The following is a 16,852-nucleotide window of genomic DNA, read 5'->3' as shown; positions in this document are numbered from 1 at the left end:
GAAGAGGAAAGAAGGAAGAAGGAAGAAGGAAGAAAGAAGAAGGAAGAAAGAAGAAAGAAGAAGGAAGAAAGAAAGAAGAAAGAAGAAAGAAAGAAGAAAGAAGAAGGAAGAAGAAATAAGGAAAAATATTACGTTACTTACTTATTCTTATATCAAATCCGGTTAATTGTATATAGAGTCCGGTTATATAATATCTGTTTATAATTTTATAATTACTTCAATACTAGATATCTCCGCAAAAGAGGCAGTAGGGACGTTGCATATAACTTTACAAATTACAGGAACTGTCCAATAGCTAAAAGTCTTATATTATTCCAACGGAGATGCTGTGCAAAAGGCAATTTATTCCCCTCCTGGGAGGGGTTAGGGGTGGGTTACCTATTGCCTGTTGCCCGTTGCCTGTTGCCTGCGCGTAGCGCTATACTATTCAAACTTCACAAAAATTTCTACAGTTTCATTTGGAGTTAAACCTGTATATTGAGCGCGGATAGTAGTATTTGATTTAACAGTAATAAAATTTGTAATACTCCCCAAAGAAAGTAGATCCCCTTTTTTTAATTGTTTACCTTCTGCTTGTAAAGAATTTTTAATCCAGAGAACAACATTCAGCGGATTACCTAATAAAGAACTGCTATTTCCTGATACTAATACTTTACCAGTTTCATCTAAAATTTCTATACTTACATTCTTTAAACGACTTTCCCATTCATCAGTATCAGCTAAAGGAATAGGATTACCTAAAATTCCTGCTCTTGCCCCAACATTAATAGCTAAAAGAGCAGGTGCATCTAACTTTAAATCTTGACTATAAACTAAATCTGCTAATTCAATAAATGGTATAACTGCATCAAGATATTTCAAAGTTTCTCTAGGAGTTTTAGCATTATTAATTTCTGCACTTCCAACTCTAACAATTAAATCACCTTCGCTTATAGGACGACTGCCAAATTTAGCTGGAATTACAGCACCACTTTCAAGCAACATTTTTTCGAGTAAAGCACCTCGCAAAGGCTGAGAAACATTAAAACGTTGTTGAGCATTTGGATTAGTTAATCCTGCTTTGTAGCCAACTATTTCACCTAAATTTTTACTAATTTCTGCTATAAATTGCTTTTGAATTTGTTTTGCTTGAGGAATAGTTAGGGTTGTTGTAGTGTCAACAGGAGTTTTTGTCAGATAATTTTCTACAAGATTTTTGAATAACTGAGAATCACTATTTTGAGTAACTATAGATGTGGAATTGTTATCTGATGCTTCTGTTTTCGATGATATTTTTGATGTTTCAAAAGTACAGGCTGAAAGTAAAGATATTAAGAGTAAAATAAGATATTTAGATATATACATAATTTTTAGTTTTTAATAAAGTTTTGTTAGTCTTTACTTCCATTTAGAACAATCAGGAAGCTTTTTAGGATCTGAATCTTTATCTTGTTCAATTTCCTTTATTCTCTGTTGGTTAGCTTGCCTATCTATAGGAATCCATTTGTATTCAACTCTTGTAGAATCTACAATGTATTCTTCTCTTGTACTGCTTACATAAGTTGCTTCTTTCCAATTACAGGTTAATTTTATTTGTTTATTACTGAGTTTTGCATCCAAAAGGTAAGCCTCACTGAGGTTAGTTGAAGAGAGATTAGCGTCAGTGAGTGTAGCTTCACTGAGGTCAGCTCCACGGAGATTAGCTTTACTGATGTTAGCTCCAAGGAGTATAGCTTCACTGAGGTTAGCTTCACTGAGGTTAGCTTCATTGAAGTTAGCTACTTTGAGGTAAGCTTCATTGAGGTAAGCTCTACTGAGGTTAGCTTTACTGAGTTTAGCTCCACTGAGGTTAGTTTCATTAAGTTCTAGACCAGATAAGGAAAATCCATCTTTGTGTAATCGTTCTACTGCAGTTTTAACAACCCCAGACTGATCGCCTTTACCATCATTAATAATACTCCAGGTAGAAAAAAGTTTGTCCTCTTTTCGTTCATTACGCCCCGTGAACCAGCCCACTAAACTAACAATAATAGCAATATTGGTAAGCAAACTAACAACATTTAAAATTGCCAAATTTACTAAAAAATAGTCTATATCTTCTATAAACTTCTCAAAACCAGTTGTTTGCCACCAATCTGAAAAACGTCTGATTAATCTGGTTTGTTTTTCAGGAGTTTCTTTGTTAGGAGATTGAATATCTTTAGCAGAAGAAAAATCTTGTTGTTTCCGATTTTCTCTTCTGTCATTTTCAAGATTTATTTTTTCCGATAAAACTACATTTTCGTACAATAAAGAAGTAGTAATTTCAAAATTAATGCTTTCTAATTCAACAGAAAAACCCTGTTGACTATCAGCTATTTCCTCAATAGAATAAGTAGTAATTTCCCATTTATTTTTTTCATTAATTTGATAGTATTCAATACATATCTTTTCTGAGTCAATAAGAACATATTCTTTGAGACTTTCTATCTGACGATAATGTTGGAATTTTTGAGCGCGGTCGAAATTTTCTGTACTTGATGATAAAACTTCTACAATTAAACAGGGATAATAGATAATATTTCTAGATTTTGTGTCTTGTGGATCGCAACTTACAACTACATCGGGGTAGAAAAAGGAACTATTGCTGGAAACGGCGACTTTAGTATCTGCAATTTGCACTCTACAACCTTTTCCTTGCAGGTGACTTTTTAAAGCAGACGCTAAGTTGAGAGCAATGTCATTATGAGAAAGAGTTTCTCTAGTCATCCCGTAGACTTTGGCATTGATATATTCATATTTTACGGGTTGCTCTTCTTCCCATGCTAGATATTCTTCTGGAGTCATCTTTTCAGTTATCAGTTATCAGTTATCAAGGAGAGATCAAGGAAAATTAATTGTTTTCCCTTAATTTAGCAGGTCGGGACGTTGGATGCAACGTCCCTACGGATTATCGGAAAATGATGTACAAGGTAAATAGTGAAAACCTTGTAGTGCTGGCATCTTGCCAGCTATATGTGTACCTTATTACATCGCTTCCCGCTGTAATTCTATTTTCACAACCGACAAGACTTACGTTCACGGGTTTCTTCCACATTTTGCCAACCATAAGAAAAATGACTAATAGAATTAATCTGAGGAGTTGCTCTTCTAATAGCTTGCATTTGAACTTCTAAGGAAGGGCGACCAGTAAAAGGTTGTCCCCAAAGTCCAGCGATCGCCGGAATAACTGCTACCCCATTTGGTGCCATACTTACAACTCTTTCTACTTGAGAAACAATACAACTGGGGTCGCGATCGCCACAAGTTCCATAAGACATGGGATGCCATTCCATTGAAGCTGGAAATTGATCCCAAGGTTGCAGTCGAGAGTCAAACCCATTTTCGCGTACTCTTTTGTTACCACCAGGAAAAAATACAGCACCAGTAGAAAGACCTTTTTGTTTCACTGGTTGAGTCGCCACCTTGAGAAAGTCAAGTATTCCTTGAGCTGCATGGGCAACACTCAATTCCCAAACTTGTCGTCCCGAACCTCCTTTTGGTAGTCTACTAGTAGCAGATGCAGTATTAGCAGGAGAAAAGAAATTTTGCCACTTAGGAGTTTGCCTGTAAGAAACCGCAGAAATATCTCCAGAAGTAACATATCCTTTGTCTAAAAATCTTCTGAGTAATTCCTTTCCTGCTTCATTTTCAGCACGTTGCAATAGAACTTTCTTAGAAGCTTCACCATAAACCCATAAATCTTTTACTTCATCCGCCACAGAGTCTGGCCCAACTCCACGCAAATAACGAACGTAGTCGAATAAAACACCTTGAGGTTGACGTTTGAGTACCTCATTAACCATAACTGCATAATCTTGACGTGCTTCTGGGCTGTAAGGATCAATGAAAGTATGAAAGGCATGACTTGCACCTAACTGGTCGTGCAAACTTGTATTGTCTGGAATCACATCAAGGGTTGTTTGACCTTTGCCATTGCGAGCTAAAGCTTGTTGGCGGTTAGGTAGTTGAGAGTAAGTGTAGCCAAAGTTGATGGTAAATACCCAGGCATAAGCTCGCAAACTGCGATCGCCTGCTTTTTTGAGACTTTCAGCTAATAGATCGACATTTTCATAACCAGGCACGCGCAGTACAGACGGCCAAACTGTGGGATTATTTGCTGCGGGAAGAAGTACTTGTCCATCATAAAAAGCTTCTATGTAAACTTGATTGTAGCCTTTATTAACTACATGGTCGAGTATTCTGTCGATTTCTCCTGGTCTAGCATCACAAGGATATAGTCGCAACCATATACCTTGAGTTCTTGGCCAGTTTCTCAGGCGACAGTTGTTTACTTCTCTACCATGTTGAATCAAGATATCTTGATATTGTTTTTCTGCTTCTTTGTTTCCGGCCAAGACTGCTTGACGCAAGTTTTCTTTTGTAGCGATCGCTTCTGGTGACAACCTACAATAAGCATCTGTTTGTGCTTGAGCTGGTTGCTGATACCAAAATAATTGATTTGCTATTAGGCAAAATAAAGTACCTAGTATACTGTTATATAAGGTTTTTTTTGCTTTAATTTTTTTCTGTGAAGTATAAGTTTTGTTCATAAAAATAATTAAATTTATTTCCTCATATAAATAAACACAATAACACCTAATTGTTGATTATTTATTCAGTCAATAGCTAGTCTTTCAGTATAGTTGAAAAATAAATTGTATAGCAGTATGTGCTAGGGAATAGTTGCTCTGGGAATAGCAAGGTTTTTTCCTACGGAAACATTCCACAAACAGGATTGAAAAATGTCTTAACCAATGTCTATTTTGACTCAAATTTATTGCTCTAACTAGAGAATGTACGTAAGCATTCAGCCGTCAGCTATCAGCTATCAGCTATGAGTTTTTAGCTCATTATCAGCTCAAAAGAGGAATTAGTCTCCAAGGAAAATTAAAACTTATAAAAAAAATGTCTTCAGTTAACCTTAGTAATTTATTTATTCTTTCAAAAATTGAATGCTGAATCCTGAATACTTACTAATGTACTGCTATAGTTTAGAGTAATACTAACTCTTAAATTTTCAAATTGACAAAAAAAAATCGGATTATAGTTACCCGAATTTATACACCTAAAAAACTGAGGAGTTGATTATTTTTTTTACCTTCTTTATAGGACTAATTAAAGTATATTGAAAGTAAATTAGGTAAACATAAGAATATTCAATAATGTAGAATTACCTCTTCTTATAAACTAAGAGGATTGGATCGGAGGATTTTTTTCTTTGAGTCAATCCTATCGTAAGCATTCAGCTATTAGCAGTCAGCTATCAGCAATTAGTAATTATTCATTACTTCTGAGGTTTAATAAGGGGACTTTAACAGTAAATTTTATTCTGTCTCAATTTATCAATTATTTTTACCTTCCGCAAAATTAATAGCTGATAGCTGACGGCTGAATGCTTACATTCTATCCATTTTCAAGAATAGGTAATTATTAATTATGAATTATTAAACTCCCCGTTTTAAAGCAAGTTCTACTTGTCTAAATTCTTGATTTAAACGTTTCTTCAATTTTTCAGGCACAGGACGATTTGGATAAGAACTATAATGTCCTGCTAAAGAATTAAGAGCAGTTCTCATAGTGGTAAAAGAAGGTAAAGTCGATACAGAATTATCACGTCTATAGCGAGAAGCATAGTCATTAATTGTTTGACGTGCTATTGCTTGAGCTTCCGCCTTACTTTCTGTATTTTCTGGTAACTCAATAGCTGTTTTTAAGGTATTTATTAAAGCTAATGTGTCTTGTTGATAATTTCCACTTAAAGTTGCGGGATTATTAGAACATCCCATCAAACCTATTACACAAACGAAAACTAAGGCTAGTACACGAGAAATAAAACGTTTCATAGAACTTTGTTTGCTATGGTAGCTAATTTGTTATTGATTATTCCATAGTATAGTCTAGCTCAACTTGAGATATTACTCTACGAAGCCAAAAGCCAGTTTGGTTAAATCTGTACAATTTTTCTTCAAGTCCCGAAACAATGGTCGGAGCATAAAGGCCACAGTCTGAGACCTAACATAAGTTAGTAAATTTTTTCCCTTTAGTTGGGTCTTTCTGAAACTGCTGCTTGTAATATTCAAATCTGGCCATTATCTCCAGGCCGACCCTAGAGACCAACTTTTTCTTCCTCACAACAGTCAAGCAGCACAGATACAGTTTTTTATGGCCAATGATGATCCAGCAGAGCTACAACTTTACTATGTCTTCTGATGACTTTTCCTGGTGAGATATAGGGTTTAAAGGCTATAGGTGAGTGTTAAAATTTGAGATAATTTGTGATGATATAGTCATTTAAGTTTAGACTGAGACGAGAGTTTCTGACTGTGAAAGAGTTTCAGCGAAAAAGTGCTTCATCCTTTTACTCTATAATTCTACACTTAAAGTGAGAATGAAACAGCCCTGTTACTAGCTCTGCTTGAGGATAAGGATTATTATGTGCGTTGGTGTGCAGCCAATGCTTTAGGCAAACTGGGCAAAAAATCTAATAATATAGCATTACGCAAATAGGTTAGGGCAATTATAGACACTCAAACGAGCGTCAGGGATTACTTCTAACTTCTGACTTCTGACTTGCGCGTAGCACTATATCTTCCCCAAAATCATTCAATGGATTCAACAACATGAGGATTTAGAATATGTCGGCAGTGGTATTGATGGGCTTTTGAATTTAGTCGTAGGCGAGGAAAATTTAGATAGTGGGAAACATAAGGAATCAGGAGTTATATCATGCCCGGATAATCAGCGATCAAAAAACCTTCTCCCTTTAAACCTTTCTTTCCCTTTTGCCTTCTTTAAAAAATATGATAACCGAACAATGCCAAACAGAAACTTGAGTTCAATGTTCCATAGAATTCCCATTCGGACAGTATTAATCGTACCATTTATCATACAACTGTTAGCAACTGTTGGACTGGTCGGCTATTTGTCCTATCGCAGTGGTCAACAAGCGGTAAAGAATCTTTCAGAAAGCTTGATGAGTGAAGTATCAGCACGGGTGAATTTATACATTCAACAGAATCTTCAGACGGCAATACAAATTAACAAAATGAATATTGCAGCAGTCCGAAGTCAAGAGCTAGACTTAAAAAATATAGCTGAGATCAAGCTATTTCTCTGGAAACGCGTTAAACAATTTGAAACCGTGAATTCTGTTATCTTAGGTTTACCTGACGGGACTTTCCAAGTGATTCACCGCATGAAAATAAAAGGGTCTCAGCAATATCCAGACGGAACATATATTCAATATGCTTATAACGATCCCAAAAATAGCGAACGTTTGATTGTAACTTGGGTTGATGAGCAAGGCAATCAGGGCGAAGAGGTTTTTTCAATTGACAAATTTCCCGTTCAAGAACGCCCTTGGTATCAAGGTGCCGTCCGCGATCGCACTTTCGGTTGGACAAAACCTTTCCAAATAGGGAAACTTCCCCTTCTAGGAGTTAGTAGTTATGCCCCATTTTTCGATCGGCAAGGTGAGTTACAAGGAATTTTTGCGGTCAATGTGGATTTAACATTCCTACAAGATTTTCTCAAATCTCTGAATATTTGCCAGGGATGCCGCATGGTTCTCATCGATCGGGATGGCTGGATGCTTGCTAGTTCCATGTGAATGGTTAGAAGAACTATATGATGCAGTAAAAGCTTTAGATGACGATAGGATTTTAGAATTAATTGAAAAAATTCCGGTTGAACAATCTATATTAGGGGAAAAATCAACTAATTTGGTCAATGATTTTCAATTTAAAACTATTAGACAATTAATTGAATTATTTAGGTGTTGAGCATCAAGATATGATGAAAAATTATGTACAAAAATGGTATTAGTTGATAATCTTAGATTACATATAATATCATGTCCAGATAATAGCATGATAAAAAAAACTTTCTCCTTTTGCTTATTGCTTCTTCTTTCTTCCCTCTTAACTTCTGACTCCTAAGAAATATATTAGCTATTTGTAGCAAAAACTTATCAATCAGGTAACATAACATGAATAAAACTTGTATTAAACGACTCTTCATTTTGATAATTGTTAGTTTCTGTTTATTGATTTCTGCATCTAGGATTTATGCTCAAGATAATCAGAACTTAAAACATCTCAATAATCCTGTTATTTTAACGGATGAAAATACCAAATATCCTTTAGGATTACATTTAGAAATCTTTGAAGATAAAACTAGAGAATTAACTATTGAAGATGTTGTAAATCAAGAATTTACTCCTAGTAATCAAAAAGTCCCCAACTTAGGTATAAAAACATCAGCAGTTTGGGTTCGTTTTCGAGTCGAAAATCAAGCAAGTTTGACACAAAAATGGATATTAAGTTTAAATGATACTCGTACAGGTACGGTAGATTTTTATTCTTCTCAAGGAGATAAAAAAGGATTTAAGATAATTGAAACGGGCAGATTTTTACCTTTTAGCACTAGAGAATTTAACCATCGTTATTTTATCTTTAGTTTGCCTTTTACTGAAGATAATGAAAAAACTGTTTATCTACGTTTAACTTCAAAAGCAGGTTTAGCTATTTCCTTAAATATTTATTCCTTAGAAACATTTTTCCAGGAAGATCAAAATCAAGTTTTATTTTTAGGAATAGGTTATGGAATTATTTTCATAATGATTGGTTATAACTTGTTTCTATTTATTTCTTTAAAAGATAAAAGTTATCTATATTTTGTATTGTTTAGTACAGGTTATTTATGTTTTAAATTGTGTCGAGAGGGAATAGGTCATCAATTATTTTGGCCTAATTTTCCTAGCTATTTTGAAATTCAATCATTAGGAGTATTATCAATACATTTTTTCTTGATAAAATTCACCCAATCTTTCTTAAGAACTAAAAAATATCTTCCTAAAATGGATAGATTTTTATTTATTCTATCTTTACCAATTTTGATAGCAATTCTTACCATATCAACAAGATGGACTAATTTTATCCAAGCTTTTTACGACATACCTATTCGTATAACAATATTAATAACTGCTTTGATAAGATGGAGACAAGGATATAAACCAACTAAATATTTTCTATTAGCTATGTTTCTTCCTAGTCTGATGTCAATTCTTTTGACGTTTACTGTTTTGGGTTTTATATCCTATAATTTTCCTCTAAATAACTTTTTTTGGGATTTAGTTCAAACTTTACCGATATTATTATTTTCGGTTGCTTTGGCAGATAGAATTAATCTGATTCAAGATGAAAGAGAGAAAGCACAAAATCAAGCCTTGAAAAATTCTGAACTTAATCAAAAATTAATTCAAGAACAAAATATTGTTTTAGAAAAAAAAGTTGTCGAAAGAACAGAACAATTATCCATTGCTAAAGAAAAAGCAGAAGTAGCAAACCAAGCAAAAAGCAGTTTTATCGCTAATATGAGCCATGAATTACGGACTCCTTTAAATGCTATTTTAGGCTTTTCACAAATTATGATGCGTTCTCAAACTTTATCAAGAGAAGAGAAGGAAAATACAACTATTATCAATAAAAGTGGTAACTATTTATTAACGTTGATTAATAATATTTTAGACTTATCTAAAATCGAAGCCGGGAAAATGACCCTCAATGCTAAAACTTTTGACTTTTATTCATTTTTAAACGAACTGGAAGACTTATTACATATAACCGCAGAAAATAAAGGCTTAACATTAATATTTGACCGCCAGGATGATGTACCTCAATATATCTATACTGACGAAACAAAACTGCGGCAAGTCTTAATTAATTTAATCAATAATGGAATTAAATTTACCCAAGAAGGAGGTGTGAGTGTCACAGTTGTGACTCAACAAGAATCCCCTCTTAATTCGTCCTTAGAAAGGGAGGAAAGTCCTGGAAAAAATTCCCCATTAGAAAGGAGGGAAAATAATGAGAAAGCCACAATTATTTTTGAAGTCAGAGATACAGGAGCAGGAATAGCTGAAGATGAAATGCCTAAATTATTTGAAGCATTTACTCAAACAGAAACAGGTAAAAACAGTCAAGAAGGAACAGGATTAGGCTTACCCATTAGTCGTAAATTTGTGCAGTTAATGGGAGGAGATATTACAGTCAAAAGTAAAGTGGGAATAGGTACAACTTTTCGATTTGAAATCCAAGTTGATATCGTCAATCAAGAAGATATAGAAATTCAAGAAAATCCTCGTCATGTCATAGCTTTAAAACCCAATCAACCTCGTTATAAAATATTAATAGTAGATGACCGCCCCACCAATCGTTTATTATTGATCAAATTATTACAACCATTAGGATTTAAATTAAAAGAAGCAGAAAATGGGAAACAAGGCATAGAAATCTGGGATGAATGGCAGCCTAATTTAATTTGGATGGATATGAGAATGCCAGTAATGGATGGTTACGAAGCAACTCAAAGAATCAAAGGAACAACTAAAGGAAATGCTACAGCAATAATTGCCTTAACAGCAAGTGTATTAGAAGAACAAAAAGCAATTATTTTATCAGCAGGATGTGATGATTTTGTTAGAAAACCTTTTCGAGAAGCAATGATTTTTGAAACCATGAAAAAGCATTTAGGAGTGGAATATATTTATGCAGAAGAAAGTCCAGATCAAACTCCCAGTGAATTACCAAGTTTAACAGTAGAAGATTTGGAAAAAATGCCTAGTAAATGGTTAGAAGAATTGTATGATGCAGTAAAAGCTTTAGATGACGATAGGATTTTAGAATTAATTGAACAAATTCCGGTTGAACAATCTATATTAGGGGAAAAATTAACTAATTTGGTGGATGATTTTCAATTTAAGACTATTAGACAATTACTGGAATCATTTGATTATTGAACATAAATATATGATGAAAAACCATGTACAAAAATCGTCTCAAAAATAATAAATATGATCAGCAAAACATCAACAATAGCCGAACTCAACTATCTCGGAAAAATCCCATTCGGATAAGGTGCATCTCATATTTGCAAAAATACTTTTTTCCTATATATTGCCTATTGCCTGTTGCCTGTTGCCTGTTGCCTGTTGCCTTGGGAGAAGACCACTCCTTTCAGACTGAACAGAAAACAGTAGAAAATTTAGCTACCTTAGCAAAGAAACCAACACCAGAGGTACTCCGAGCAAGAGACCCAGGAAAATTTACCAAATTCAAACATATTACCAGTGAAGATGGACTTCCGGGGGATAGAGTTTATAGTGTTGTCCAAGATCGGGATGGGTTTATGTGGTTTGCGATGAATGGTGGACTCATTCGCTATGACGGCAATGGGGTTAAAGTCTTCTACAACGACCCAGACGATCCCCACAGCATAAGTAGCAACCTCCTTAGAAATTTGTTTATAGACCATACCGGAACACTCTGGATTGGAAGCTGGGCTGATGGACTCAATAAATACGATCCTACAACAGAAAGTTTTACCCGCTATCGCCACAATTCAGAAGATCCCCACAGTATTAGCAGTAATTCCATCCGAAGTATAGGTGAAGATAGTGAGAGAAATTTGTGGATCGGCACAGTGCGTGGTGGAGTCAACAAATTCGATCGAGACACAGGTAAGTTTACTCGTTACAAACATGACCCAGCAGATCCCCACAGTCTGATTAATAACGATGTGCTTGAAATTTATACAGATCGCTCAGGTATCCTTTGGCTGGGAACTTACGGTGGTCTTGAACGGTATAACCCGGAAACACAACAATTTACCCATTACAAGCACGATCCAGATAATCCCCAGAGTCTTAGCAACAATATTGTACGGACAATCTATGAAGACAGTCTAGGGAATTTCTGGGTAGGTAGTCAAAGTAATTTTAGTAAATTTGATCGAGAGACCGAACAATTTATTCATTATTACTACAATTCGGGCGATCTGGATGATAAGACTACCGATAGCAAATTGGGAGTTAAAAATAGTTCTGCTATGACAATCTCAGTGGTTGAAGATAATGAAGGTTTTTTGTGGTTTTCGACTTGGGATGATGGAGTTTACCGCTTCGATCCTGTAACAGAAACTTTTACCCACTACAAACATAACTCTGGAGATCCCTATAGCCTAAGTAATAACATAACCTTTCTGATATATAAAGACGAAATTGGCAGACTATGGATTCCCACACACAAAGGGGTAAGTATGCTAGATCCTACGGTAAAACCCTTTACCCATTATCGTAGTATCCCTGGTGATGCCAATAGTTTAAAGGAGAATCAAGCCAATGCTATTTATGAAGACCGATCGGGCATCGTTTGGATTGGCACTGCTAATGGATTAACCAAATTTGACAAAAATTCAGAAAAATTTAGCGATTACGAGCTTAACCCCAAAAATCCGAACAGCTTAAAAAACCTTCCTGTTAAATCCATTTGTGAAGACCAGAAGGGAAACCTTTGGCTGGGTAGTTACGGGAAAGGATTGAGTAAGATCGATCGCCAGACAAATACTTTAACCAGTTATGTCCATGATTCTAGCAATCCCAACAGTCTCAGTAATAATGTTATCTACAAGATCGAGTGCAAAGATGAAACAGGAATTATCTGGATCGCCACTTGGGGAGGCGGTTTAAATCGCTTCGATCCAGAAACAGAAAAATTTACCCACTATAAACACAACCTAGCAGATCCTAAAAGTTTGCTCAGTAACCAAGTTTTTCATCTTCATCAAGACAGCAGGGGAGCACTCTGGATAAGTACATTAATCGGACTAGATCGATTTGACTCTGAAACCGAGACATTTAGCCATTATTTCCACCAAGCCAATGACCCAAACATAGTGGGATATAATCTTGACTCTGCTGCTATGATCTTTGATATTTATGAGGATCGACAAGGTCAACTCTGGATTAGTGGTAGTTCATTTTGGGGGAAATATGACGATCAGCAGGATAAATTCATAACCTATGATAGCGGTAAATTAGGGGGGATAGTCGGAATCTTAAAAGAAGATAGCCCCATTAATGGGGAAGAAGGAAGTCTGTGGCTTGCTCACAATAAGGGATTGACGAGATTGAATCTTGATACACAAAACGTCCGCAATTATGATGTGAGCGATGGCTTGCAAGGTAATACTTTTCTACCCGCTACTGCCCAATATAAGACTCAGAGTGGTGAATTGTGGTTTGGTGGAGCAAATGGAATCACAGCTTTCTATCCAGACCAAATCAAGGATAATCCCAACATTCCTTCTGTATTTATCACCGATTTCCAACTGGATAATAAACCAGTCAAGATTGGCGAAGAGCAAGTTTTAAAACAGTCCATCATCAAAACTAAACACCTGACTCTTTCCTACAGAAATCGGGTTTTTTCCTTCAAGTTTGCAGCATTAAATTACCAAGCATCAGAAAAAAACCGTTACAAGTACAAAATGGAAGGGTTTGATGAGGAATGGACTGAAGTGGGCAGCGACCAAAATTCTGTCATCTACACCAACTTAGACCCTGGCAATTATGTGTTTCGGGCGATCGCCTCGAATAATGATGGATTGTGGAATGAAAAAGGTGCATCCATTAGCATCACAATAACACCGCCTTGGTGGGAAACCCTTTGGTTTAGAGGAATAATGGGAGTTTTATCTGTGGGAATTGTGGTTGGTGGAGTCAGATGGCGAATCTATGCCACTGAAAAGCGTAACCGCGAACTGGAAACACAAGTAAAAGAACGTACTACGGAATTAAAAGTCGAACGAGATAATGCTGTTATTTTACGAGAAAAAGCGGAAGTAGCAAACCAAGCAAAAAGCAGTTTCATTGCCAATATGAGCCACGAATTACGCACTCCTTTAAATGCCATTTTGGGCTTTTCTCAAATTATGATGCGTTCTCAAACCTTATCTCAAGAAGAAAAAGAAAATACAACTATTATCAATAAAAGTGGCAACTATTTATTAACCTTAATTAACAATATTTTAGACTTATCCAAAATCGAAGCGGGGAAAATGACCCTCAATGCTAAAACTTTTGACTTTTATTCATTCTTAAACGAACTGGAAGACTTATTACATATTACTGCTGAGAATAAAGGTTTAACATTAATATTTGACCATCAAGATGATGTACCTAAATATATCTATACTGACGAAACAAAACTGCGGCAAGTCTTAATTAATTTAATTAATAATGGGCTGAAATTCACATCTGAAGGAGGTGTAAGTGTCACAGTTGTCAGTCAAAAAGAATCTCTCCTTAATCCGACCTTGAAAAAGGAAGAAATTCAAGAAAAAGCCACTATTATTTTTGAAGTGAGAGATACAGGAGCAGGAATAGCTGAAGATGAAATGCCCAAATTATTTGAAGCATTTACTCAAACAGAAACAGGCAAAAATAGTCAAGAAGGAACAGGATTAGGATTACCCATTAGTCGTAAATTTGTGCAGTTAATGGGAGGAGATATTACAGTCAAAAGTAAAGTAGGGAAAGGTACAACCTTTAGATTTAAAATTCAAGTAAATGTTACCAAGAAAACAGATATAGAAATAGAACAAAATTCTCGTCATGTCATAGCTTTAAAACCCAATCAACCCCGTTATAAAATCTTAATAGTGGATGACCGTCCTACAAATAGGTTACTATTAATTAAGCTATTACAACCATTAGGATTTGAATTACAAGAAGCAGAGAATGGAAAACAAGCCATAGAAATATGGGATAAATGGCAACCTCATTTAATTTGGATGGATATGAGAATGCCTGTAATAGATGGTTATGAAGCAACTCAAATAATCAAAGGAACAACTAAAGGAAATGCTACAGCAATAATTGCTTTAACAGCAAGTGTATTAGAAGAAGAAAAGTCAATTATTTTATCAGCAGGATGTGATGATTTTGTCAGAAAACCGTTCCGAGAAGCAATGATTTTTGAAACCATGAAAAAGCATTTAGGAGTGGAATATATTTATGCAGAAGAAACTCTAGATAAAACTCCCAGTGAATTACCAAGTTTAACAGTAGGAGATTTACAGGTAATGCCAAGTGAATGGTTAGAAGAATTGTATGATGCAGTGAAAGCTTTAGATGACGATCTGAGCTTAGAATTAATAGAACAAATTCCAGTTGAACAATCTATATTAGGGGAAAAATTAACTAATTTGGTGGATGATTTTCAATTTAAGACTATTAGACAATTACTGGAATCATTTGATTATTGAACATAAATATATGATGAAAAACCATGTACAAAAATCGTCTCAAAAATAATAAATATGATCAGCAAAACATCAACAATAGCCGAACTCAACTATCTCGGAAAAATCCCATTCGGATATTATTAGTCATCCTATTTTTTGGGCAAGTTTTGGTAACTGTTGCTTTGGGGGAAGACCACTCCTTTCAGACTGAACAGAAAACAGTAGAAAATTTAGCTACCTTAGCAAAGAAACCAATGCCACAGGTACTCCGAGCAAGAGATGCAGGAAAGTTTACCAAATTCAAACATATCACCAGCGAAGATGGACTTCCGGAAGATAGAGTCTGGAATGTTGTCCAGGATAATGATGGGTTTATGTGGTTTGCGATGAATGGTGGACTCATTCGCTATGATGGCAATGGAATGAAAATTTTTCAGCACGATCCTAATAATCCTGGTAGCTTGAGTAGCGATCGCACCAGAGACCTATTGATAGACCGTAGTGGCACACTCTGGATTACAACTTGGAATGCTGGACTTAATCAGTATGTACCTTCCACAGAAAGTTTTACCCACTATTATCACGATCCAGACAATCCTCACAGTCTCAGTAGTGATGCCCTTCGAGCCATTCATGAAGACAGTCAGGGAAATTTATGGATTGGTACTTTGGGCGGTGGACTTAACAAACTGAATCGAGACACAGGCAAATTTACTCGCTACCAACATGATTCCAAAAATCCCCACAGTTTAATTAATAACGATGTGTTTAAAATCTATGAAGATAGCAAAGGTGTGCTTTGGATAGCAACTTATGGTGGTCTGGAAAAGTTTGACTATGAAACAGAAAAATTTACCCATTATCAGCACGATCCGAATAATATCTATAGTCTCAGCGATAATGTTGTACGAGGAATTTATGAAGACAGTCGCGGGCATTTATGGGTTGGTACTCAAAATGGCCTTAATACCTTAGACCGGGAAACCCAGAAATTTACTCGATATCAATACAATGCCGACGATATCAATAAGTTAAATAACAACACAGTTTTTACAGTCTCAGCAGTTGAGGATGATGCAGGTTTTGTGTGGTTTGCAACTTGGGGTAATGGACTTTACCGATTCGACCCTCAAACAAAAACCTTTACCCATTATGAACATAACCCAGGCGATCCTTATAGTCTCAGTCATGATAATACTCTGCCGCTCTACAAAGACAAAATCGGCAAATTGTGGATTCCCACAGAAAGGGGCTATCAACAGTATTAAAATAATTGGACAAAGTGAGACACAATTAGACAAATACTCTGTGGTATACTAGATTTATGTCTAATTTATTAACTATATATGAAACAGCAAAACTGCGCGCTTAGTGCCAACAACTCTAATAATCATGAAATCTTTTAAGACTAAGCTAAAACTTAACAACCAACAAAAAACAATACTTGCCAAACACGCAGGAGTAGCTCGTCATGCTTATAACTGGGGATTAGCAACTTGCATTACTGAGTACGAAGAAACTAAAAAACGCCCAAGCGCTATCACCCTGCATAAACGTTTAGTAGCCGAAGTCAAATCAATTAATCCCTGGTACTATGAGGTATCTAAATGTGCCCCTCAACAAGCATTAAGAGATTTAGAAAGGGCATTTAAAAACTTTTTAACTATTCGGGGACGTGGATTTCCAGTCTTTAAGAAAAAAGGTAGAAAAGACAGCTTTTACTTAGAAGGAAGTATCAAAATTTTCCAAGGGAACTACATACAACTAC

11 protein-coding genes are annotated in these 16,852 nt (G+C 35.5%); 7 read left to right on the top strand and 4 right to left on the bottom strand.

Annotation, left to right across the window (positions count from 1 at the left end; translation table 11 throughout):
• Positions 1–423: 423 nt before the first annotated feature.
• The 4 genes from AC3DU7_RS07525 to psb27 form a co-directional block, all read right to left on the bottom strand.
• Entirely contained in the window at positions 424–1,344 is a 921-nt protein-coding gene (locus AC3DU7_RS07525) for a 2-keto-4-pentenoate hydratase (RefSeq protein ID WP_488038733.1), read from the bottom strand.
• Between the two features lie 33 nt (positions 1,345–1,377).
• Positions 1,378–2,805 (bottom strand): Uma2 family endonuclease, encoded by a 1,428-nt coding sequence (locus tag AC3DU7_RS07520; RefSeq protein WP_488038732.1) that lies wholly within the window; start codon positions 2,803–2,805, stop codon positions 1,378–1,380.
• 209 nt (positions 2,806–3,014) lie between these two features.
• Positions 3,015–4,550 (bottom strand): glycoside hydrolase family protein, encoded by a 1,536-nt coding sequence (locus AC3DU7_RS07515; RefSeq protein ID WP_488038731.1) that lies wholly within the window; start codon positions 4,548–4,550, stop codon positions 3,015–3,017.
• An 894-nt stretch (positions 4,551–5,444) separates the two neighbouring features.
• Positions 5,445–5,843 (bottom strand): photosystem II protein Psb27, encoded by a 399-nt coding sequence (gene psb27, locus AC3DU7_RS07510; protein WP_488038730.1) that lies wholly within the window; start codon positions 5,841–5,843, stop codon positions 5,445–5,447.
• A gap of 556 nt (positions 5,844–6,399) precedes the next feature.
• Between psb27 and AC3DU7_RS07505 the strand changes: the two genes are divergently transcribed.
• From AC3DU7_RS07505 to AC3DU7_RS07475, 7 genes are all read left to right on the top strand, one after another.
• On the top strand, positions 6,400–6,507 hold the full coding sequence (locus AC3DU7_RS07505; protein ID WP_488038734.1) for a HEAT repeat domain-containing protein: 108 nt from the start codon (positions 6,400–6,402) through the stop codon (positions 6,505–6,507).
• Between the two features lie 307 nt (positions 6,508–6,814).
• Entirely contained in the window at positions 6,815–7,609 is a 795-nt protein-coding gene (locus AC3DU7_RS07500) for a cache domain-containing protein (RefSeq protein ID WP_488038729.1), read from the top strand.
• On the top strand, positions 7,593–7,781 hold the full coding sequence (locus AC3DU7_RS07495; RefSeq protein ID WP_488038728.1) for a hypothetical protein: 189 nt from the start codon (positions 7,593–7,595) through the stop codon (positions 7,779–7,781). Before AC3DU7_RS07500 ends, AC3DU7_RS07495 begins: the two co-directional genes overlap by 17 nt.
• Positions 7,782–7,987: 206 nt before the next feature.
• Positions 7,988–10,798, top strand: a complete 2,811-nt coding sequence (locus tag AC3DU7_RS07490) for a hybrid sensor histidine kinase/response regulator (protein ID WP_488038727.1) — start codon at positions 7,988–7,990, stop codon at positions 10,796–10,798.
• A 23-nt stretch (positions 10,799–10,821) separates the two neighbouring features.
• Positions 10,822–15,105: a two-component regulator propeller domain-containing protein gene (locus AC3DU7_RS07485; RefSeq protein ID WP_488038726.1), complete on the top strand. Its 4,284-nt coding sequence runs from the start codon at positions 10,822–10,824 to the stop codon at positions 15,103–15,105.
• A gap of 23 nt (positions 15,106–15,128) precedes the next feature.
• On the top strand, positions 15,129–16,352 hold the full coding sequence (locus AC3DU7_RS07480) for a ligand-binding sensor domain-containing protein (RefSeq protein WP_488038725.1): 1,224 nt from the start codon (positions 15,129–15,131) through the stop codon (positions 16,350–16,352).
• A gap of 124 nt (positions 16,353–16,476) precedes the next feature.
• Positions 16,477–16,852: RNA-guided endonuclease InsQ/TnpB family protein (locus AC3DU7_RS07475; RefSeq protein ID WP_488038724.1), on the top strand; the 376-nt coding region annotated here is incomplete at its 3' end.

It is taken from the genome of Okeania sp., assembly GCF_983059655.1.
Note: the sequence above shows the minus strand (reverse complement) of the source record. Positions and strands in the feature narration are given on the sequence as shown.